This is a genomic window from Acetobacter sacchari (genome assembly GCF_017377715.1).
In the GTDB taxonomy this organism is placed as follows: domain Bacteria; phylum Pseudomonadota; class Alphaproteobacteria; order Acetobacterales; family Acetobacteraceae; genus Acetobacter; species Acetobacter sacchari.
The window spans coordinates 120,033-138,452 of sequence record NZ_JAFVMF010000007.1 but is presented as its reverse complement, the minus strand read 5'-3'; the positions used below and the strand labels follow the sequence as shown (position 1 = coordinate 138,452).

General features: G+C 57.2%; 19 protein-coding genes and 1 tRNA gene. 13 read left to right on the top strand and 7 right to left on the bottom strand.

Features of this window, described 5'->3' with window-relative positions; all coding sequences use genetic code 11:
• The first annotated feature begins 29 nt into the window (after positions 1–29).
• Positions 30–875, top strand: coding sequence for an oxidoreductase (locus tag J2D73_RS07975; RefSeq protein WP_207881067.1), 846 nt, complete (start codon positions 30–32; stop codon positions 873–875).
• A gap of 556 nt (positions 876–1,431) precedes the next feature.
• Here the strand turns inward: J2D73_RS07975 and J2D73_RS07970 are convergent.
• Both J2D73_RS07970 and J2D73_RS07965 read right to left on the bottom strand, forming a co-directional pair.
• Positions 1,432–2,679, bottom strand: a complete 1,248-nt coding sequence (locus J2D73_RS07970) for a 2-hydroxycarboxylate transporter family protein (RefSeq protein ID WP_279380908.1) — start codon at positions 2,677–2,679, stop codon at positions 1,432–1,434.
• Between the two features lie 133 nt (positions 2,680–2,812).
• The gene (locus J2D73_RS07965) at positions 2,813–3,523 is read right to left on the bottom strand and encodes an RraA family protein (protein WP_207881065.1); all 711 of its coding nucleotides are present in this window, start codon (positions 3,521–3,523) and stop codon (positions 2,813–2,815) included.
• Between the two features lie 105 nt (positions 3,524–3,628).
• Between J2D73_RS07965 and J2D73_RS07960 the strand changes: the two genes are divergently transcribed.
• A complete protein-coding gene (locus tag J2D73_RS07960) occupies positions 3,629–4,537 on the top strand; it encodes a LysR family transcriptional regulator (RefSeq protein ID WP_207881064.1) in 909 nt (302 codons plus the stop codon).
• A 99-nt stretch (positions 4,538–4,636) separates the two neighbouring features.
• Here the strand turns inward: J2D73_RS07960 and J2D73_RS07955 are convergent.
• Positions 4,637–4,725, bottom strand: a tRNA-Ser gene (locus J2D73_RS07955).
• Positions 4,726–4,962: 237 nt separating this feature from the next.
• Here J2D73_RS07955 and rplU point away from each other — a divergent pair.
• The 4 genes from rplU to proB all read left to right on the top strand — a co-directional run bounded on the left by rplU (position 4,963) and on the right by proB (position 7,883).
• Positions 4,963–5,277: a 50S ribosomal protein L21 gene (rplU, locus tag J2D73_RS07950; RefSeq protein WP_026396639.1), complete on the top strand. Its 315-nt coding sequence runs from the start codon at positions 4,963–4,965 to the stop codon at positions 5,275–5,277.
• A gap of 52 nt (positions 5,278–5,329) precedes the next feature.
• Positions 5,330–5,599, top strand: coding sequence for a 50S ribosomal protein L27 (gene rpmA, locus J2D73_RS07945; RefSeq protein WP_026396640.1), 270 nt, complete (start codon positions 5,330–5,332; stop codon positions 5,597–5,599).
• 122 nt (positions 5,600–5,721) lie between these two features.
• A complete protein-coding gene (gene obgE, locus J2D73_RS07940; RefSeq protein ID WP_086644449.1) occupies positions 5,722–6,744 on the top strand; it encodes a GTPase ObgE in 1,023 nt (340 codons plus the stop codon).
• Positions 6,741–7,883, top strand: a complete 1,143-nt coding sequence (proB, locus tag J2D73_RS07935) for a glutamate 5-kinase (RefSeq protein ID WP_207881063.1) — start codon at positions 6,741–6,743, stop codon at positions 7,881–7,883. Before obgE ends, proB begins: the two co-directional genes overlap by 4 nt.
• A 50-nt stretch (positions 7,884–7,933) precedes the next feature.
• Here the strand turns inward: proB and J2D73_RS07930 are convergent, their stop codons facing one another.
• The 3 genes from J2D73_RS07930 to J2D73_RS07920 form a co-directional block, all read right to left on the bottom strand.
• On the bottom strand, positions 7,934–9,124 hold the full coding sequence (locus tag J2D73_RS07930) for an acyltransferase family protein (protein ID WP_207881062.1): 1,191 nt from the start codon (positions 9,122–9,124) through the stop codon (positions 7,934–7,936).
• Positions 9,125–9,473: 349 nt separating this feature from the next.
• Positions 9,474–10,340 carry a hypothetical protein gene (locus J2D73_RS07925; protein ID WP_207881061.1) on the bottom strand — a complete coding sequence of 289 codons (867 nt, stop codon included), beginning with the start codon at positions 10,338–10,340 and terminating at the stop codon, positions 9,474–9,476.
• A gap of 195 nt (positions 10,341–10,535) precedes the next feature.
• Positions 10,536–10,808, bottom strand: a complete 273-nt coding sequence (locus J2D73_RS07920; protein ID WP_026396645.1) for a DUF2312 domain-containing protein — start codon at positions 10,806–10,808, stop codon at positions 10,536–10,538.
• Between the two features lie 463 nt (positions 10,809–11,271).
• Here J2D73_RS07920 and zwf point away from each other — a divergent pair, with 463 nt between their 5' ends.
• The 7 genes from zwf to J2D73_RS07885 all read left to right on the top strand — a co-directional run bounded on the left by zwf (position 11,272) and on the right by J2D73_RS07885 (position 16,882).
• Positions 11,272–12,729, top strand: coding sequence for a glucose-6-phosphate dehydrogenase (gene zwf, locus J2D73_RS07915; RefSeq protein ID WP_207881139.1), 1,458 nt, complete (start codon positions 11,272–11,274; stop codon positions 12,727–12,729).
• On the top strand, positions 12,729–13,220 hold the full coding sequence (locus J2D73_RS07910) for a hypothetical protein (RefSeq protein WP_243429767.1): 492 nt from the start codon (positions 12,729–12,731) through the stop codon (positions 13,218–13,220). Before zwf ends, J2D73_RS07910 begins: the two co-directional genes overlap by 1 nt.
• A gap of 51 nt (positions 13,221–13,271) precedes the next feature.
• Positions 13,272–13,910: a ubiquinol-cytochrome c reductase iron-sulfur subunit gene (gene petA, locus J2D73_RS07905; protein ID WP_207881060.1), complete on the top strand. Its 639-nt coding sequence runs from the start codon at positions 13,272–13,274 to the stop codon at positions 13,908–13,910.
• 90 nt (positions 13,911–14,000) lie between these two features.
• Positions 14,001–14,393, top strand: a complete 393-nt coding sequence (locus tag J2D73_RS07900; protein ID WP_207881059.1) for a hypothetical protein — start codon at positions 14,001–14,003, stop codon at positions 14,391–14,393.
• Between the two features lie 213 nt (positions 14,394–14,606).
• Positions 14,607–14,813 (top strand): hypothetical protein, encoded by a 207-nt coding sequence (locus J2D73_RS07895; RefSeq protein WP_207881058.1) that lies wholly within the window; start codon positions 14,607–14,609, stop codon positions 14,811–14,813.
• Between the two features lie 54 nt (positions 14,814–14,867).
• Complete coding sequence (locus tag J2D73_RS07890; RefSeq protein WP_243429766.1) at positions 14,868–16,466, top strand: flavin monoamine oxidase family protein; 1,599 nt, start codon at positions 14,868–14,870, stop codon at positions 16,464–16,466.
• Entirely contained in the window at positions 16,466–16,882 is a 417-nt protein-coding gene (locus J2D73_RS07885) for a c-type cytochrome (RefSeq protein WP_207881057.1), read from the top strand. Before J2D73_RS07890 ends, J2D73_RS07885 begins: the two co-directional genes overlap by 1 nt.
• 229 nt (positions 16,883–17,111) lie before the next feature.
• Here J2D73_RS07885 and J2D73_RS07880 read toward each other — a convergent pair whose 3' ends face one another.
• Entirely contained in the window at positions 17,112–18,365 is a 1,254-nt protein-coding gene (locus J2D73_RS07880; protein ID WP_243429781.1) for a sensor histidine kinase, read from the bottom strand.
• Positions 18,366–18,420: the final 55 nt, after the last annotated feature.

The window sequence follows — 18,420 nt, the reverse complement described above, 5'->3', positions numbered from 1 at the left end:
ATAGTTTTGTCTCCATATGGAGTTAGATCATGACAGCAACCACCGCCAGAACTTTTCTCATCACGGGCGTCAGTTCCGGTCTTGGCAGAGCGTTCGCTGAAGCGGCTTTTCAGGCCGGACATCAGGTTATAGGGACCGTGCGCAAGGACACGGACGCCGAGGCGTTTTCCGCTCTCGCCCCCGATCGCGCCTATCCTCTTGTGCTGGACGTGACGCGCTTCGACGCCATTCCGCAGGCTGTGGCTGATGCGGAACGTAAGGCGGGTCCAATCGATGTGCTTGTTAACAACGCCGGGTATGGACAGGAAGGCGCTCTGGAAGAATCGTCGATGGACGACGCACAACGTCAGTTCGCCGCAAACGTGTTTGGGCCGATCGCGATGATCAAGGCGGTGCTGCCCCGCATGCGCGCCCGACGCAAGGGGCACATCGTCAACGTGACCTCAATGGGCGGCTTCATCACCATGCCGGGGCTGAGTCTTTACTGCGGCAGTAAGTTCGCTCTTGAAGGCGTTTCCGAAGCGTTGAGCAAGGAAGTCGCGGGTCTGGGCATAAAAGTGACAGCGCTGGCGCCCGGTCAGTTCCGCACCGATTGGGCAGGACGCTCCATGGATCGGGCCGCCCGAAGCATCGCGGATTATGACGACGTCATGAACCCCCTGCGCTCCGTACGTATTGCCAAAAGCGGACGCCAGCCCGGAGACCCGGCGAAGGCGGCAGAGGCTTTGTTGACGTTAGTAGAAGTGCCTAACCCGCCAACGCGTCTCTTCCTTGGAGAAGACGCCCTGTCGCTTGTGGAAAGAAAACTCGAAAACATGAAAGATGAGATGGCCGAGTGGGACGCACTCTCACGGTCCACCAACTTTACGTCATAAGCGCGCTTGTAAAAGCGAGGTCGCGAATGTGTGGAAACAGACGATCAGGCGTCGGGCTACGATGAAACTAACTAAGTGTGTTCTCTGCTCGGTTATCCTCGGCGATATGCCGATGTATCGTCATCGAATATCCAACCTCATGACACAACGAGATCCAATGAAAATCCCGCTTCTCGGCGATTGGTCGTGAAAAAACGAGCGAGCTGAACTCCTGCGACTAGCTGGCAGCATCAAACAAGAGAGATAGGACAGCACAAAGCTCGTTCGCCCAGATCGCAGACACCCCAATCGGATACGTTCAACCTACTAAATGGTGTACACACACCGCGAGATCACCTGACCTCCACCGTGAATCGTGGATATATGCGCCTGCCCTGCCGCGAGTTCTTCAACGTTTTTCCGCTTAGATTACGGTGGATAAAAAAGTCCCGGAAGATTATTGAAGCCGCGCTCGCGCATGCGCTCCGCCACTTACCACAACTGTCTTCGAAACCATCATACCGAAGCACAGCTCACAGCGGTGAGCCGCGCTTCGCATAAAGCATTGTAAAGAAGGTCAATTTAACCAGGAAAAAGCCAAAAGCGCCGCGGTAACGGTAACAAATCCGCCAATTTTTGTGGACACCTGTGCGCTAGCCATCAGGGACAGCCTTTGCCCTGCGCTCAGAATGGCGACGTCGCCCGCCCCGCCAGAACTTGCGTGACATGTCATGATCATGGAGGCTTCAACCGGATACATCCGAAAATACCGTGCCATCGCAAAACCCGCTCCCGCCAAAGTAACAACGGTGCATGCGACCGTGGTGCAGATGGCCGGCGAAACTGCCGCCACAAGCGGTTTCCAAGGCGTCAGCACTACGCCGATGCAAAACATCAACGGATAAGTGCAGGCGGTTGCAAAAAAACGATAAACCCAGTGGGCACCTTGCTCCATGCCATTGGGTATCAGCTTCGCAACTTTAAGAACGACCGCAAGAAAGAGCATGATCAAAGGCGCAGGGAACTTGAGAACGTGATCAAGAGCGGATGAAACCGCATACAGAGTGACAAGGGCCAAACCAGACGTCGCGACGCGCGCCGGATCAGAGAGCAACACAGCGCGATGATCCGGATCCAGCGTCTGACTTTCAAAACTTGCGACAAGGAGTTGCCCATTTCCCGAAAGAGCGGGTCTTTTTTCACCGATCGAATTCAACAGCCCGGCTATTACGACTGCGCAGATATTGGCCATGGCGACGATTGGAAGCAGGCCTCCTATTATGTCGCTTTCAGACCCATGCGTTACAGCCGCATATCCGATGGCAAGCGGCACTGCCCCTTCGCCAACGCCCCCAGCCATGGTTGGCACAAGGATAAAAAACAACACGTGCCGTGCGTCCATCCCGAACGCCAGCCCCACGATCATGCCAACCACGCCAGCCGCGACAGAGGCAATGGCTAACGGGGTCAATATCTTCAACATGTTCGCCAGCAGAGTCTTTCGGTCCATCGCGAAGATGCTGCCAACGACCACCGCCGTAACGAAAAGATAAAGAAAATTGCTCTGTTTGTAGAAAACGCCGATCGCCTTTTCGAGCGCGTGCGGGAGGAGACCGTAAAACACCATCGCGGACGGAAGGAACGTGTTCAGGATCACCGCTCCCCCGATAGATCGCAAGCCGGGAACACGATGCCCGATCTCCGCGAGGGGATAGGAGCACACGGCCAGTACAACCGCCATAATACACAGATCGCTGGATATTGCGCCTCTGATGATAAAAACAATCATGCATACAGCGGCGATTAAAAAAACTGGCAGCGGCATGATGACGACCCGAAAGTTCGCCACGCGCCGCCAGAACGGTATCGCTTCAAGTGATGACTCTTCGATATGCACTTTGTTTTTTAGCATTTTTTATCTTTTATTTTTTATTTATGACGATTAGTTTACGCAACTATCATATAGTCAGGCCCTTACTACGTAGCAGCGCATTGATGCGATCGGCATTTCCGCCTTCTCGCGCATTTGTCTCACGAATGGCGGCCTCCCTCTCAAGGTGTTCCTGCACCCTGGGCATCAGGCCCGACAGTTCATTCGCCGGGATCGCGAGAATTCCGTCAGCGTCGCCCAGAATCAGATCACCCGGCTGCACCACCAGTCCCCCACAACTGATCGGGATGTTGACCGCGCCCGGGCCATCCTTGCTGGGCCCGCGATGGGTATGACCGCGCGCGAAACACGGCATGCCTCCTTCGTGCCACTCGAGAAGATCACGAACTGCGCCATCCACGATGAACCCGCCAAGTTTACGCGCGATCGCGGTAGTACGCATTAGGCCACCAACAATCGCCTGCTCTACTGATCCGCCTGCATCGATCACGATGACGTCGCCCGGGCTCGCCATAAGCATGGCTTTATGAATCACGAGATTATCGCCGGGACGAGTGCGGACAGTGACAGCACGCCCACACATCACCGTTGCAAGATCAGGATGGTACTGTCGCAGCTCGGTCGCGCCTATGCTCCGTCCCATGCAATCTCCCGCCACCGCGACCGGGATTGTACGCCACGCATCGATAACCTCGTCCGCAATCGGCGCCCCATTAGGGAGGATGCGCCAGCCGGGCGGCCAGCCAGCTTGCTGGTCAAGAGATGGTAAAATGTCCATGGGCTCCTGCACTGCTTTTCATCGAAAAACTGGCGCAGGATAGGCGCCACGTTTACAAAACATCTATTCAATAATTTTCCGCAATCAATTACCCAGAGCTATCAGATGAACGTCGACTCCCGAGACTTGCGCTACTTTGAGGTAATCGCGGAGCTGGGGCATCTGCGCCTTGCAGCCGAGCAATTGCACCTCAGCCAGCCGGCGCTTAGCAAATGCGTCAGGCGGCTCGAGAGCGCCGTCGGAGCGCGGCTCTTCGAGCGCGAAGGACGGGGCATAAGACTGACCGCCGTTGGGGACGCGCTTCTACAGCAAGCGCGTCGGCTCAACCTGATGACCACCAACGCTTTGCGCGAAATTCAAGAATTCGCGGCAGGCGGCGCAGGCGTTCTCAGGATTGGTTGTGGTCCCGTCATGTCGGAATTAATGCTGCCTGCAGTTTGCGAAATTCTGACTCGCAATATGCCAAACGTAAAAGTGACGATTACGGTCGGCATGAACTACATCCTGCGTGATGAGCTGCGGCACGGGAACATCGATGCTATCCTCGGACTCGTAACAGACGCAGACGAAGAATTCAGCAGCCACCCGCTGCTTACAGACACGGTCGTAATCGCCGCCACCCAGACGCACCGCCTTTTTCGACGCAAAAATGTCAGCATTGCAGATCTCGCAGACGAGCAATGGGTATTGCCGGTGCAGCAGGTGGCCAGCCGCGTGTGGCTGGATGAACGATTCAAGGCTTACGGACTGCCGCCCCCGAAAGCGCGCATGGAGGTCAACGCGACGCCATTACTGTTGCCAATGATCGCTCACAGCGGATTGGTCTGCTTTGTCTCCCGCCATATTCTGGCCCGGCAGCTACAGGCGCCCTATCTGAAAGAACTGCCGATCGAAACGCTTACCATGCAAAGGAAGCTTGGCCTCACAACTGGACGGACAGCGCTGCCTCCCGCCGTGTTGAGGTTTGTCAGTTTAATGGAGAGCGAGGCGTCGGATTTTGTCCACTCGCAGTAGGCGCACAGGACGACTTGTCGCCACGAAGCCGCGACTGAACGTCCGGCATCGACCCGAAGGAGCGATATACACGCTCTATGTCAGCGATTTAGGTAAATTTGGCGGAGAAGGTGGGATTCGAACCCACGGTACCCATAAGGCACAACGGTTTTCGAGACCGCCCCAATCGACCACTCTGGCACCTCTCCGTCGCTTCCGGCGACGCGGTTGCGCTTACATATGCGTCTGCGTGATTGGAGACAAGACCCTTTTTTCAGCCTCGTGATTCCGGTTGACGAAACCGACCTCCAGCGCTTAAAAGCCCACTCCGCTCAAAGAAGGCGGAGCCAGCCGTGACGCACGGCCAACGAGAAAAAGCGACTGGACCGATCGCCTGCGCCAACACGCCGCGAGACGTCGATTGATCGAGAAGAGACGAGTTTATTATGTTCGCAGTCATCCGCACAGGCGGCAAACAGTATCGCGTAACGCCGAACGCCGTGCTCAAGGTCGAGAAGCTTGAGGTTGAGGCTGGCGCCACCGTGACGTTCGAAGACGTCCTCGCTGTCGGCGGCGAAGCCGGCACGACGATTGGCGCTCCCCTTGTCCCCGGCGCCAAGGTGACGGCCACAGTCATCGCTCAGGACCGCCTCGCGAAGATCATCATCTTCAAGAAGCGCCGCCGCCAGAACAGCCGCCGCAAGAACGGACACCGCCAGCCGGTCACCGTCCTGCGCATCAGCGAGATCGTCGCGGCCTGATCTCCTCCCAGAGAGGATCGAGCAGAGCCAGCATCAGTAAGGAGCAAAGTTCATGGCACAAAAGAAAGCAGGCGGTTCGTCACGTAACGGGCGCGATAGCGCCGGCCGCCGCCTCGGCGTCAAGAAGTTCGGCGGAGAGGCCGTTATCGCCGGAAACATCATCGTCCGCCAGCGTGGCACGAAGATGAAGCCGGGCACCAACGTTGGCGTCGGCCGTGATCACACCCTGTTCGCCCTCGTCGACGGCGCAGTGCGCTTCTCGCGTCGCGGCGACGATCGCGTTCATGTGTCGGTCGAGGCTCTTCCGCTCGCCGCAGAGTGATTGGTCCTATGCGGGCATAAAACCCGCATACGGATCAGCGACCAGACTAGTGACAGGGGTCGATCCGCATGGGTCGGCCCCTTTTGCATCCGCCATTTGCAGCGAGATGCCGGAAGACGGTGATGAAGTTTCTCGATCAAGCCAAGATTTACGTTCGGTCCGGTGACGGCGGCGACGGCGTCACCGCGTTCAGACGCGAGAAATACATCGAATTCGGCGGCCCTGACGGCGGCAACGGCGGACGTGGCGGCGACATCATTTTCGAAGCCGTCGCCAATCTCAACACGCTGATCGACTTTCGCTACACACAGCATTTCCGTGCGAAAAAGGGCGGCAATGGAGCCGGATCAGACCGCACCGGCGCAGCAGCCCCCGCCGTCGTCATCCAGGTCCCCGTCGGCACCCAGATCATGGACGACGACCGGGAGACCTTGCTTGCCGACCTTGACAAGCCCGGCAAGCGCGTAACGCTCTGCACCGGCGGCGACGGCGGTTTTGGAAACGCGAATTACAAGACCAGCACCAACCGCGCCCCGAGACGATCCGACAAAGGATGGCCTGGCGAGGAACGCTGGGTGTGGCTGCGACTCAAGCTGATCGCTGACGTTGGCCTTGTCGGCCTCCCGAACGCCGGCAAATCGACTTTCCTTGCGGCGACCTCAGCCGCTCGGCCCAAAATCGCGGACTACCCGTTCACCACGCTGCACCCCCAACTCGGCGTGGTGCGCCTGTCGATGACCGAGGAGTTCGTCATCGCCGACATTCCCGGCCTGATCGAAGGCGCGCATGAAGGAACCGGTTTGGGCGATCGCTTCCTGGGGCATGTGGAACGCTGCGCGGCGCTCCTGCACCTGATCGATGGCGCGGCGGGTGACGTGGTGGACGCGTGGCGCACCATTCGCAACGAGCTCGAGGCTTATGGTGGCGGCCTGGCCGAGAAACCTGAAGTCATCGCGCTAAACAAGTGCGACGCCATGACGCCGCAGCAGATTTCCGGGCGCAAACGGGCGCTGGAGCGCGCGAGCGGTGCAAAGGTGATGGTGATTTCAGGTGTTTCGCGGCAGGGTGTGCCCGAGCTCCTGCGTGATCTGTTTACAAACGTTCAGAATGCGCGCGCGGAACGCGACGCCGAAGAGGCGGAATGAGTGACGCTGGGGCGCATGATGCGCAACGTCCTGGCCTCAGCGCCGCGAAGCGCGTCGTCGTAAAGATCGGCAGCGCCCTCGTCGTCGATCCTGACCGCGCCGCGCCGCGCACAGATTGGCTCGCCAGCGTCGCTGACGATGTCGCCGCTCTGCGCGCGGCTGGAACCGAAGTCGTTCTCGTCTCGTCCGGAGCCATCGCCCTCGCCCGTCATTCGTTGGGGCTAACTCGACCCGCGTTACGATTGCAGGAAAAACAGGCCGCCGCAGCCGTTGGCCAGATCCGTCTGGCACAGGCATGGAGCGCCGTACTCTCTGAGCGCGGCCTCACCGCCGCACAGTTGTTGCTCACCCCCGACGATACCGAAGATCGCCGCCGCTATCTCAACGCGCGCGCGACGCTGGACACCTTGCTCGGTCTGGGCTGCGTACCTGTCATCAACGAAAACGACACAATAGCGACGGCGGAAATCAGATTCGGCGACAACGACCGGCTGGCCGCGCGCGTCGCACAAATGATCAACGCAGATCAACTCATCCTGCTGTCTGACATTGACGGCCTCTACACGGCGGATCCTCGCGTCAATCCGAACGCTCGTCATTTGCCAACCATCGACGCCATCACCCCCGAGATCGACGCCATGGGCGGCGCGCCCCCGCCCGGTTATTCCTCAGGCGGTATGCGGACCAAGCTGTTAGCTGCACGAATTGCCACCAACTCCGGCTGCGCTATGGCGATCGCTCTGGGCAAGCGTCAACACCCGTTGGCCGCGTTACGGGACGGCGCACGCTGCACATGGTTCCTTCCCGGCGCGGACAGCCGCTCCGCCCGAAAGCGTTGGATCGCGGGAGGACTGACGCCGTCCGGTCAACTGATGATCGACAAAGGCGCAATCCGCGCGCTGAACGAAGGCGGATCGCTGTTGCCAGTTGGCGTCAAAACCGTTCAGGGCGAATTCAACCGAGGCGATCTCGTGCGCGTTCTAAGCCCGGACGGTTCAGAAATCGGCCGCGGCCTATGCTCGTATTCGGCGGAGGACGCACGAAGAATCGCCGGGAAACGGTCTGATGAATTTGAATCAATTCTGGGCTGGCAAGGCCGCGACGAACTCATCCACCGCGATGACCTGATCCTCGACTGAGGCCGATCCTGATGAGCTGAAAGGGCCGTGCGGAGCTGCGTGCTCCGCTGCTACGCCTCAACGTCCTGACGACTGAGCGAGGGTATCGACGCATCCCTGCGCTTGTGGTCGAACTTTTTGTTCACCCATGCAGATATCGGAATATCGTAATATTTCATCGTCAGGAATGCGACTGTCACCGATAGAGCGACCGCGACGCCAACTGTGGCGCAATTGTTTGTGTCAGGGATAACAAGAGCAATTACGTATAAGACCAGCCAGTGCGTTACGTAATTCGAATATGACAAACGGCCAAACCATTTGTCGCCATACACGATATGCTGGCCACGAGCGGAAACTCCGCATATGAGCGCCAACGGCGGCATCACATAAAAAGTAAATATTTTCCACAAAACCGACGAAAACGGTGGGAATATGATAACGATAATCACGAAAAACGAGAAGAAAGGTATGACCTTCGATGTCGGAATATACCTACGTAGCCTGTATATAAGCACTCCGGCGAAGAAATCGTAAAACGTCCTCAGATAACCCCATATCGCGTGAGGTCCACCCCAACCAACGTTCAACTCTTTAGTAAAATATGCGGAAATCGCGAACAGCACGCCGGAAATCATCACGATAGCAGCGACGTTGCGGGTGCGACACCCGACAAACCACCGAGCCCAGATGAAGGTAATCGTTGTCTGATATATAATCGTAGATAGCGGCGGATTCGAAATAACCGTGTTGTCTTCCTTTATGTAATAATCCCCAAAAAATCTTGGTATCAGAAGAAGATTGAGCACTGCATACGCGAAGACAAGAGCGATCAATGGAAGACGAAAATCATGGTGCGTCAGGATAAAAAATACTGACCCCAAGAAAACACCCACCGACATCAACGGAAACAATCGCAGGAATCGGCGTCGGACAAAATCTCGAAACGTTATCCGCCCACTTTCGAGTTTCGGTTCGTCGGCATTGGTCGCCACAAACCCACCCAGCATGATAAAAAAATCGACTACGACATGCGTGTGATTGAGATATGGATATGTGGTGAGATATTGAAAGCTGTGATGCAATATCACGCACAGAGAACATACAAATCTCATAAAATCGAGATAGTAGTAGTACTCTCTTTTTACTTTTGGCTCATAACAACCCAATCGAATCGGATTTCGACTGTAATCGACCAGAGCTTTTGTATCAAAAAAAATTACCGTTAATATTAATGATTCATCGTGTCTTTTTATTTCCATTTAACCTAAATGTGCATTTAATCCGTTGCGTTTATTCCGAAATTATATTCAAAATTCATTCGGAAGCATTTTTTAGTATTTCATAATATAAAATTTTACAATCAAGTAATTATATATTATATAACAAAATATAGATAATTATATTATAATAATCGTCAATTATATAAATAAAACTCGAATTCCAAAACACATATCAGGAATCGCCGCAATCCATCATCCCCACGAGTAGAGTCGACTGTGCTCCACTGCTATGCAGACACAAGCGCAGGACCGCGACAATCCCACCGGGGCGCCGAATACCCCAAACGGAACACAGCAGAACGTCACCACGGCTGCCTCTACGCGCGACCTATCTAGGTGCAGGCTCGTCGTTACGACGCGACGGCCAACGCAGAACAGGTTCCGAACGTCCACCTGGGGCAGAACGCTTGATCTCATCCCCTCCTTCGCCGAGCGGCGACCCGCTGGACAAACCACGCTGCGGTCCGCCCGGCGGTTGTTCCTCATGCCAGGGCATGCGCCTGTCTCCGCTGGAGACACGTTGCGGGTCAGCAGCGGCCGCGCCTCGAAATTCACCTCGAATTTCGCTCCGCAACTGCGGCTCAGGCGGAAGCGTCACCCGCGCTTCGTAAGCATCGGTGGCGCGAACGACCTGAGACCCATCGGCGCCGTCGCCCTGACTATCACGAGGAAGGGCATTCCCCAGATCGTCCGCCCGATTGGTTGGAAAGAAATTTACGTCGCGGCGTACATCCGAGGCGTCAACAACCTTCCCCACATCATGCGCGGCAGCACGCTGAGCAGCGGCGAGTGCATTGACCGACGTCGCAGGATCGGGTCGCGGCGAAGGCGCCGCTTGCCTGGCGTCGGAAGGAGCCTCCGGCAGAGAACCGCCTGCTGGCGACGCAGGTCGAAATTCCGGCTGACGGAATTCCGGCTCAGGCTTTCCTCCAACATGAGCAGGCGGCGTCCATTCAACCGCACCGCCAACCGCGCCCGCGCGATCACGGGGGACCTCTCCCCCCGACAAGCGAGCCGCGATCACGCGAAGATCGCTCCGTACGTCCTCAAGCTGAAGCTCAATCTCGGCCAACCGCCCCTTCAGTCCGAAAACGGCGAACGGCATCAGCAGAAACGCGAGCACGAACACTGCGCCCACGACCAGAATGAGCAGTTGCGCCCAGAGAGGCAGCCATTCGGGAAGAACTGGAGACATCGAGGGGGAAAAGCTCCGACAAAACGCTTGATTGAGGAAAAGCTTCACGCGACGACGCTGGTCGATGGGAATGGCAGCCAATACTGGCAACCGCTGAACCGTCCAGCGCCGACGTCCGGCTAACCAATATCACATGCGCGCCGGTTTCACAGACAAGGGCTTGTCGCGCGTCAGAAGTCCTGACGGCGGTAGCACTCACATACCCAGAGCGCGACGGTAGATGTCGAGCAGTGTCTCCTGCTCCTCGATCTCCGAGGGCTCCTGTCGACGAAGGCGAATGATCTGACGAATCACCTTCACATCGAAACCGGCCGACTTGGCTTCGGTGAAAATGTCCTTGATGTCTCCCGCAAGCGCCTTGCGCTCCTCTTCAAGGCGCTCCACCCGCTCGATGATGCTGCGAAGGCGATCTACTGCAATTCCGCCAACTGCGGCGTCTTCGCCGCCCGAACCCATATCGGTGTCCATCTCCGCATCACTCCATCTCTGTTGCTCGACGCCGAAGATGACGCCCTTACGCCGAAAGGCGGTCGCGCCATGACAGCGGCTTGTCCGAACGCCGCAAAACGACGAACGCGCGGCATTATCCCGGCGACCGTCCCGTGGTCAATCGACGAATTGCCCCACTCCGCCGGAGCAGACACTCTTTCCCCGCTGCCATGATGGGCTGGCGCCAGACGAATGATCGGATTATAGGGGGGCGCTCGCTCGCGCATCGCTTCCGATCGGAACGCGACGACGCGTACGGCGTTGAAAATCGACGTCCAACGTTCAGTCAAACAGCGGCAAGCCTATCGCCACCGGCGCCAACGCCCGGTCGCCGGCCGTTTTTCACCCAGAACGGAGTCCCCTGATGGTTGCATCTGCGCGCAATGGCCAGCCGTCCGAAATCGATCAGCCAACCGATGAGCCCCGCAATGCGCAGGCCGTCATGACACAGACCGATCCCTTCGACTTCGTCATCGTCGGCGCCACGGGCGACCTGACGATGCGGAAACTGCTTCCCGCATTCTATCAACGCTTCCGCCTGGGACAGGCTCCGGAAGGCACCCAGATCATCGGCGTCGCGCGCTCGAAATTGTCGTCCGAGGAATACCGTGAACGCGGCGCCAAGGCGCTGAAGGAATTCGTCCCGAGCGATTCATATGATGCAGCGCAGGCTGAAGCGTTCTTGGAGCTCGTGCAGTACGCGTCGCTGGACGCTGCGGACAAGGAAGCCGACTGGAGCACGCTGAAATCCCTTCTTGACGGCCATGAAGACCGCCCAAGGGTGTTCTACATCGCCACAGCTCCGAATCTCTATGTATCGACGGCCGCTGCGTTCGCGGACAAGGAACTGATCTCTCCCCACACCCGGATCGTTCTGGAAAAGCCAATCGGCGTCGATCTCGCTTCGGCCGAAGAGATCAACACCGGCGTGGGCAAGTACTTCTCAGAAGAGCAGATTTTCCGTATCGATCACTACCTCGGAAAAACGACCGTTCAGAACGTTTTGGCTCTCCGTTTCGCCAACCCCATGCTCGAACGGTCATGGAACTCCGGCACGATTCTGAGTGTGCAGATAACCGCTGCTGAGACGGTCGGGGTCGGCGCGCGCGGCCCGTATTACGACACGTCCGGAGCCTTGCGCGACATGGTGCAGAACCACCTGTTGCAGGTTCTCAGCCTCGTCGCGATGGAGCCTCCCGCATCGCTGACAGCGGCGGACCTCCGCGATGAAAAACTCAAGGTTTTGCGCGCCCTGAAGCCGATGAGCCCGGAGGCCGTGGCCAATGACACCGTACGTGCGCAATACGTCGCCGGTAAGATCGACGGGAAAGCCGTGGACGGATACCTCACCGACCTTGGCGACGATAAAAGCACCACCGAGACTTTCCTCGCCATTCGGACCGAGGTACGGACGCCGCGCTGGTTCGGAGTTCCTTTTTATCTGCGAACCGGCAAGCGCCTCGCCGAGAAGGCTACCGAGATCGTCATCACCTTCCGTCCCCAGCCCTGGCCAATCTTTCAGGACGCGCCGCAACCGGGCCGTTTGGTGCTTCGCGTGCAGCCCCATGAAGGCGTTTCGCTGACACTTTCCAGCAAGGACCCATCGAAGGACGAATTCCGTCTGCGCGAGGCGACGCTCGACGTTTCCTACCCCGAGCAATTCCACACACGTTACCCAGATTCATACGAAGAACTGCTGATGGACGCGGTTCAGGGCGATCCCGTCCTGTTCATCCGTCGTGACGAAGTGCAAGCCTCCTGGCGCTGGGTCGAACCGATCCTGGCTGGCTGGAAAGAAGACGCACGTGCTCTGGAAACATACAAGGCCGGGACCTGGGGACCTGATTCATCGAAGGACCTGCTCGCACGCGACGGGTCAAAATGGCTGGAAGATTTTTAATGGCGTTTCGCAAGACCTCCCCTCGCCCGGGCGACAAATCCACGAGCGGCCGCCCCGGCGTCGGTTTCGGTAAAAAACCGCGCACCCTGCGCCAGCATATCATCCGCAGGCTGATCATGGTTGTGCCCCTCAGTTTGGGCGCGATCTTTCTGGCGCGAAGCGGCATCCTCGACCGCATGGTCGACAGCTATACATTCCAGCCTACAAGCTGGTTCGACGATTCTGCTCTGGTCAGACATTTACGCAACGTCGTCACGCATAACGGCATGACCGGGGACCGCCCGGACTGCCTGCTGTTTATCGTCGACGGCAATAGCCCGCCCGACGGCACGAAGATCGACGTGATGGAGAAACATTCCGGATCATGCCCAAATCCAGACAAGTCGCTACCGAAGCTGTTCACCCTCAAGGTTGACCGCGTCGACCGGCAGGTCTTCTCCGATCAGGGCTCTCCGGGGACATTCCACCTCATCCCCAACGGCGCGAACTGAGGCGCGTTCCTCGCTTGCGCCCGTTAAGGGCAACCGGATAACAAGGCGCACATGACCGGCTCTGCTCCCGGCGCCGCGGCGCCCTCCCCTCCGGAAAGCCCACCGCGCAGAGATCTTCTGACGCTCGTGACGGCCTCCACCATCGCGGTCGGCGCAGGCGCACTGTGCTGGCCGTTTTTGGAAAGCCTCGTCCCTGCTGACTCCAACGTCGCCAATGTCCCGATCGACGTGGATCTGTCCACGCTCGCCGTAGGGCAGCAGGTGACAGTGCTCTGGCGATCAAACCCGATCTTCATCACACGACGCTCGCCACAGGCGCTGGAGAAACTGAAAACGCCCGAACTGCGGACTCGCCTTCGCGATCCTGACTCAAAAACGCTGCAACAGCCGCCCTACGCCGTGAATTGGCACCGCTCTCTCTCTCCCGAATATGGCGTGCTCGTAGGCGTCTGCACCCATCTGGGCTGCGTCCCCGCTTATGCGTCGGGTGCTACGGACCCGACACGACGCGGTTACGCATGCCCATGCCACGGTTCGAAATTCGATCTCGCGGGCCGCGTTTTTACCGGCGTTCCCGCACCCTATAACTTGCCCGTTCCGCCGCACCGGATGCTTTCGCCCAACCGCCTTCGGATCGGAGAGAACCCGCCCGGCGTCACGTTCGATTTCTCCGATATCGTGCAAATCTGATCACACACACTGGACGAATTTTCCGACGTGGGGCAGAGCTGCAACAAAATGCGGATGTTCATACCGCTCATTTTCCGAGGAACGCTTTTCATGCGCCGCTCTCTCATCCTTCCCGCCCTCGCTCTCGGACTGGCCGTGAACGTAACCCACTCTCACGCCGCAGCGCCGAAACAGGAGACCAGCGTCGTCTACACGGCTCCGCAAACGGCAGGATCATGGGCGTCGATGGGCCTGCCCGCGATCACCGTCAGCGCAAATCGGGCGGCCGGGCCTGCAAGCCGTCTGCTTGTTCATCTGCCGGACTTCCTGCGGAAGGGAGGCAAAGCTGACTACGCCCTCGCTCCTGATGGCGCCAACGCATGGAAAACCAGCGAGGATGGACGCGTCGTGTCTTTCACGTTGCAGTCCGAAAATTCCGCCGTCTTCAAAATGGACGGCGCAACATCCAGCCAGCATATCGAACTGCCAGTGTTTCGCTTCTAAAACGAGTGTCACCTGGAGTGCATCGTGCGACCGAATAACCACCCACCGTAAATATCGCCCCAAAAGCTTGGCGCAAGAGGCGACGCGCCGTGTGCCAAGCAATCTCACGACACCAGTTATCAGCAATAAACCGCGTGCGCCCGCACGAACCCGCCGAGCAAATTTCCACTCGTCATCCTTAGTGGATCGCGCGACACGATCTCGGCATTTTACGTGACCAAAAGCAGCTCCATTGCCCCGGCGGGGCGCCGCGAAATGCTCCGCAGCATCGAAACTTCCAAGCGACGCAAGCCACACGTCGTCGTTCCCGAACTGGCCACTCGCCTTGATATCTGGCTCAAGCCGAGGCGATGGATCTTCGATGCTTTGAAGAAGTTTCGACGTCAGATTGGCTATATGAACATTGAGTCGGTTGATTGACTGTTGCGCGCAAATAATATTTTTTGTCAGCATATTTCGGGGAGATGACTTTTCATGCCAGAGCACGAGACGGCCGCCACGCGGCGACAACTCCTGTCGCGAATAGGAGCGGTTGCTGGGGCCGGAGCCCTTTATCAGGCGATGACGAGCCTCGGTCATGCTGCGCCAAGTGATTTCGTCAACCCGCCCAAATTGTCTGGCGCTCGGCCGGGAACAAGCGTTCTGATCCTCGGGTCTGGTCTGGCAGGCATGGTCGCTGCCTATGAATTACAAAAAGTTGGCTACAAAGTTCAAATTCTTGAATATCAAAACCGGGCCGGCGGGCGAAACTTCTCCCTTCGCGGCGGAGACACCTTTGAAGAACTGGGCGGCGCTGTCCAGCGTGTAGGGTTTGCCCAAGGCAATTACTTTAATCCTGGTCCTTGGCGGATACCCTATCATCACCAGGCCGTCCTGCATTACTGCCGCACGCTGGGCGTCGAACTGGAACCTTTTGTTCAGGTCAACCACAACGCCTATGTGCATTCGAGCACGGCCTTCAGTGGCGCACCACAAAGGTATCGCGTAGTGGACGCCGACTACTCTGGTTATGTTTCAGAGCTTTTGGCAAAATCTGTAAATCAGCACGCTCTGGACAATGAAATCAGCGCCGATGAGCGAGAGCATATTCTACAGTCTCTAAAAAGTTGCGGCATGCTTGACGCCTCCTATGCTTACAAGAAAAGCGATCTGACTTCGATGCGTCGAGGTTACGAAAAGCCGCCCGGCGGCGGTCTGGACGGCCCGTCCGTCACATCGACGCCGCTTTCCAGAGGAGATATTTTCAGCTCCGGGTTATGGCAGGCGATTTCCGTAAACTCGCTTCTCAATCATCAGACAAGCATGTTCCAGCCTGTTGGCGGCATGGATCAGATCGGAAAGGCGTTTCAAAAACAGCTGCAAAACGTCATTAATCTCCGATGCAAGGTCACCGCAATTCATCAGGATGATTCAGGCGTATCCGTTACGTACACGGATGACGCGCATGGAAGCGCCACTCGTGTAGCAAAGGCCGACTACTGTATTTGCACCATCCCACTGTCCATTTTGTCTCAACTTGACATTCAGGTGAGCGGCTCGATGCGCGCAGCAATCGCCGCCGTGCCTTATGCTCCAGCCATAAAAGTCGGGTTGGAATTTAACCGCAGATTCTGGGAGGAAGATGAGCAAATATATGGAGGAATTTCGTTCACTGATCTTCCAATTACGCAAATATCTTACCCAAGCACGAAATACTTCTCCAATGGCAAGGCCGTTCTTCTGGGAGCCTATCTGTGGGAAGACGTGCAGGCGTTTCGCTTTGCCGGAATGACGCCCGCCGAGCGGATCGAAGCATCGATAGCTTCGGGCGAAAAAATTCATAGGCAATACCGTAAGGAATACTCCTCCGGCGTCGCTGTCGCCTGGAGCCGCGTCCCTTGGGCTATGGGATGCTCTTCAATCTGGAGCGAGCAGCGCCGCAAAGATCATTATAAGAACCTGTGCACTATGGACAATCGTATTGTTCTTGCGGGTGAACACGCTTCGTACATTGGCGGATGGCAGGAGGGATCCGTGCTTTCCTCCATCAACGCAATTGAGCAGTTGCACAAGCGCGCTTCGGGAGTCGGCTAATGCACAAACTTGCTTTAATGTTGATAGCATTGGCCTGCCTTCCCAACGTCGCATGGGCGGACAGCGCAGATGCGATTACAACGAACAAACTGACAACCACTGACGGTCGCGTCCTGTATCAGACGCTATGCCAGGCATGCCATATGGCGGACGCAAAAGGAGCAGAGGGAGCAGCTCACTTTCCTGCATTGAGTGGAAACCCAAAACTTGCGTCGAGCAGTTATCCCGCTTACGTCGTCGCAAACGGGTTCGGCGGAATGCCTTGGTTCGCAGACAAACTTTCCGATAGTCAAATCGCAGCTATCGTGAATTACGTGCGCACACATTTCGGCAATCACTACACTGACGCCTTGAAGCCATCAGATGTGACGAAGGTTCGACCGTCGGAGGAGTCGATTAAACCGATTTTTGACTAAACGCGTCGACGTGACGAACGCTGGCATCCTTCTGATCGATCAGGCGCTCCTTACGGGCGCCTTACAGCGACATCGTTACAAAAAAGAAGATTTGAATTCGGAATTCCATAGTCTATGTAATGAGCGAGGCGTCGTGCCGCTTTTCATATGATCTATCAGGCAGGTCTGCCATTTAAAAAGCGTACGTATTCTTTTGCCAACTCACCACCGCTCGACACAGATACTGCGCTTATGCCCGCGATCCGTTATCCTCTATCCCAAGCGTTGAGCCTGAGGCCTGGCGCCCCGGTCCGGCATTTGTCCCGATGCGAAAGATCAACCGCGTCGCCTCCCCCTCGCGAACCGCCACAATCGCTCCTCCATGCAGGCGCGCGATTATAGCGGCGACATAAAACCCAAGGTCGAGCGAACGATCGTTTCTGCTTCCACCATCAAACGGATCCTGAATATGTGAGGATATATCCCGCACCTCAGCAGCCGGGTTCGCAAGCACATCCAATTCAAACCCCTGCGGCCCGGACACAGCTGTCACTGCGATAGTCTGCTCAGCTAACTCCAGCGCCCGCCCAGAGGAAAGAAGAGAAGCCAAAAGCTGAGCCATCCGATCATTGTCGCAGTAAACCGGCGCCAGAAGGTTGAAATCGGTCGTGACGATGACCTCTGGCTGGGCCGCCCTGAACTCCTCAACGACCTCGCGCAACACAAGAATCAGACTTTCGGGCGTCCTCACCCGCAAATCTCCGAGTTTTGCAACCGAAACACTGTCGGCACGGTCAGCGTCGACGCAGCTTGCTCCCGGTTCATCCATACCATCGGCCGTCCCGTCAGAGGACGTCACCCCGGTCAGTTGCAGGTCGACGAGATCAAATGCCCGGTCAATCAATCTGTTCATCCTGCCGACAGACTGCCTCATCTGCGGAACGAAATCGTTCCATCGGTCGGGCTTGCGTTCCAGCAACCGCAAACCGGCCAATACCGCAGCAAGAGGATTTCGCAGATCGTGTGTCAGCGCGGCGATGAACCGCTCGCGCCGCATCGCTTCATCCTCAACTACAGCCAGACGGCTCGCAGTTTCCAAAAATCGCCCCAAAAGTCTCGCATGCAGCATCAGCGCTTGCTTGCCGATCACAAGGGTGTCGCCGTCAGGCTCCTCATCCCACAGACAGCACAGCAATCCAAGAAATACACCCCTCGAATCAACTACCCGCGCAGCCGCACAGTGGCCGCCCCCACAGGCTTCCACAGCCGAGATCATACTGTCGTCCGAAGTGTCGCCCGTGCTCACTGCAGTACGTATGGCCGCAGCCACTTGCTCCATCACAGCAATCAAATTTGCGGAACAAGCAGTATCGCACAACAACATGCTGGCGGCGTCCACGAACAGCGTGTTCGTGGCGCGAGCGCCATCACGCAGCTCAGCGAGAAACGCCTTCACGGTCGGATCGGCGGCTTTGGTTTCGCGCTGTCGCAGATTTGCATCCATCACGCCATCGCCTCTCCCGCCAGCCTCAGTATGGGACGCGCCAGCCCCTGTTAAG

What these genes read in the sequence shown, in the direction of transcription:
- J2D73_RS07975 (WP_207881067.1), top strand. Translation starts at nt 30, where the DNA reads ATGACAGCAACCACCGCCAGAACTTTTCTCATCACGGGCGTCAGTTCC.
- J2D73_RS07970 (WP_279380908.1), bottom strand. Translation starts at nt 2,679, where the DNA reads ATGCCGCTGCCAGTTTTTTTAATCGCCGCTGTATGCATGATTGTTTTT.
- J2D73_RS07965 (WP_207881065.1), bottom strand. Translation starts at nt 3,523, where the DNA reads ATGGACATTTTACCATCTCTTGACCAGCAAGCTGGCTGGCCGCCCGGC.
- J2D73_RS07960 (WP_207881064.1), top strand. Translation starts at nt 3,629, where the DNA reads ATGAACGTCGACTCCCGAGACTTGCGCTACTTTGAGGTAATCGCGGAG.
- rplU (WP_026396639.1), top strand. Translation starts at nt 4,963, where the DNA reads ATGTTCGCAGTCATCCGCACAGGCGGCAAACAGTATCGCGTAACGCCG.
- rpmA (WP_026396640.1), top strand. Translation starts at nt 5,330, where the DNA reads ATGGCACAAAAGAAAGCAGGCGGTTCGTCACGTAACGGGCGCGATAGC.
- obgE (WP_086644449.1), top strand. Translation starts at nt 5,722, where the DNA reads ATGAAGTTTCTCGATCAAGCCAAGATTTACGTTCGGTCCGGTGACGGC.
- proB (WP_207881063.1), top strand. Translation starts at nt 6,741, where the DNA reads ATGAGTGACGCTGGGGCGCATGATGCGCAACGTCCTGGCCTCAGCGCC.
- J2D73_RS07930 (WP_207881062.1), bottom strand. Translation starts at nt 9,124, where the DNA reads ATGGAAATAAAAAGACACGATGAATCATTAATATTAACGGTAATTTTT.
- J2D73_RS07925 (WP_207881061.1), bottom strand. Translation starts at nt 10,340, where the DNA reads ATGTCTCCAGTTCTTCCCGAATGGCTGCCTCTCTGGGCGCAACTGCTC.
- J2D73_RS07920 (WP_026396645.1), bottom strand. Translation starts at nt 10,808, where the DNA reads ATGGACACCGATATGGGTTCGGGCGGCGAAGACGCCGCAGTTGGCGGA.
- zwf (WP_207881139.1), top strand. Translation starts at nt 11,272, where the DNA reads ATGACACAGACCGATCCCTTCGACTTCGTCATCGTCGGCGCCACGGGC.
- J2D73_RS07910 (WP_243429767.1), top strand. Translation starts at nt 12,729, where the DNA reads ATGGCGTTTCGCAAGACCTCCCCTCGCCCGGGCGACAAATCCACGAGC.
- petA (WP_207881060.1), top strand. Translation starts at nt 13,272, where the DNA reads ATGACCGGCTCTGCTCCCGGCGCCGCGGCGCCCTCCCCTCCGGAAAGC.
- J2D73_RS07900 (WP_207881059.1), top strand. Translation starts at nt 14,001, where the DNA reads ATGCGCCGCTCTCTCATCCTTCCCGCCCTCGCTCTCGGACTGGCCGTG.
- J2D73_RS07890 (WP_243429766.1), top strand. Translation starts at nt 14,868, where the DNA reads ATGCCAGAGCACGAGACGGCCGCCACGCGGCGACAACTCCTGTCGCGA.
- J2D73_RS07885 (WP_207881057.1), top strand. Translation starts at nt 16,466, where the DNA reads ATGCACAAACTTGCTTTAATGTTGATAGCATTGGCCTGCCTTCCCAAC.
- J2D73_RS07880 (WP_243429781.1), bottom strand. Translation starts at nt 18,365, where the DNA reads ATGGATGCAAATCTGCGACAGCGCGAAACCAAAGCCGCCGATCCGACC.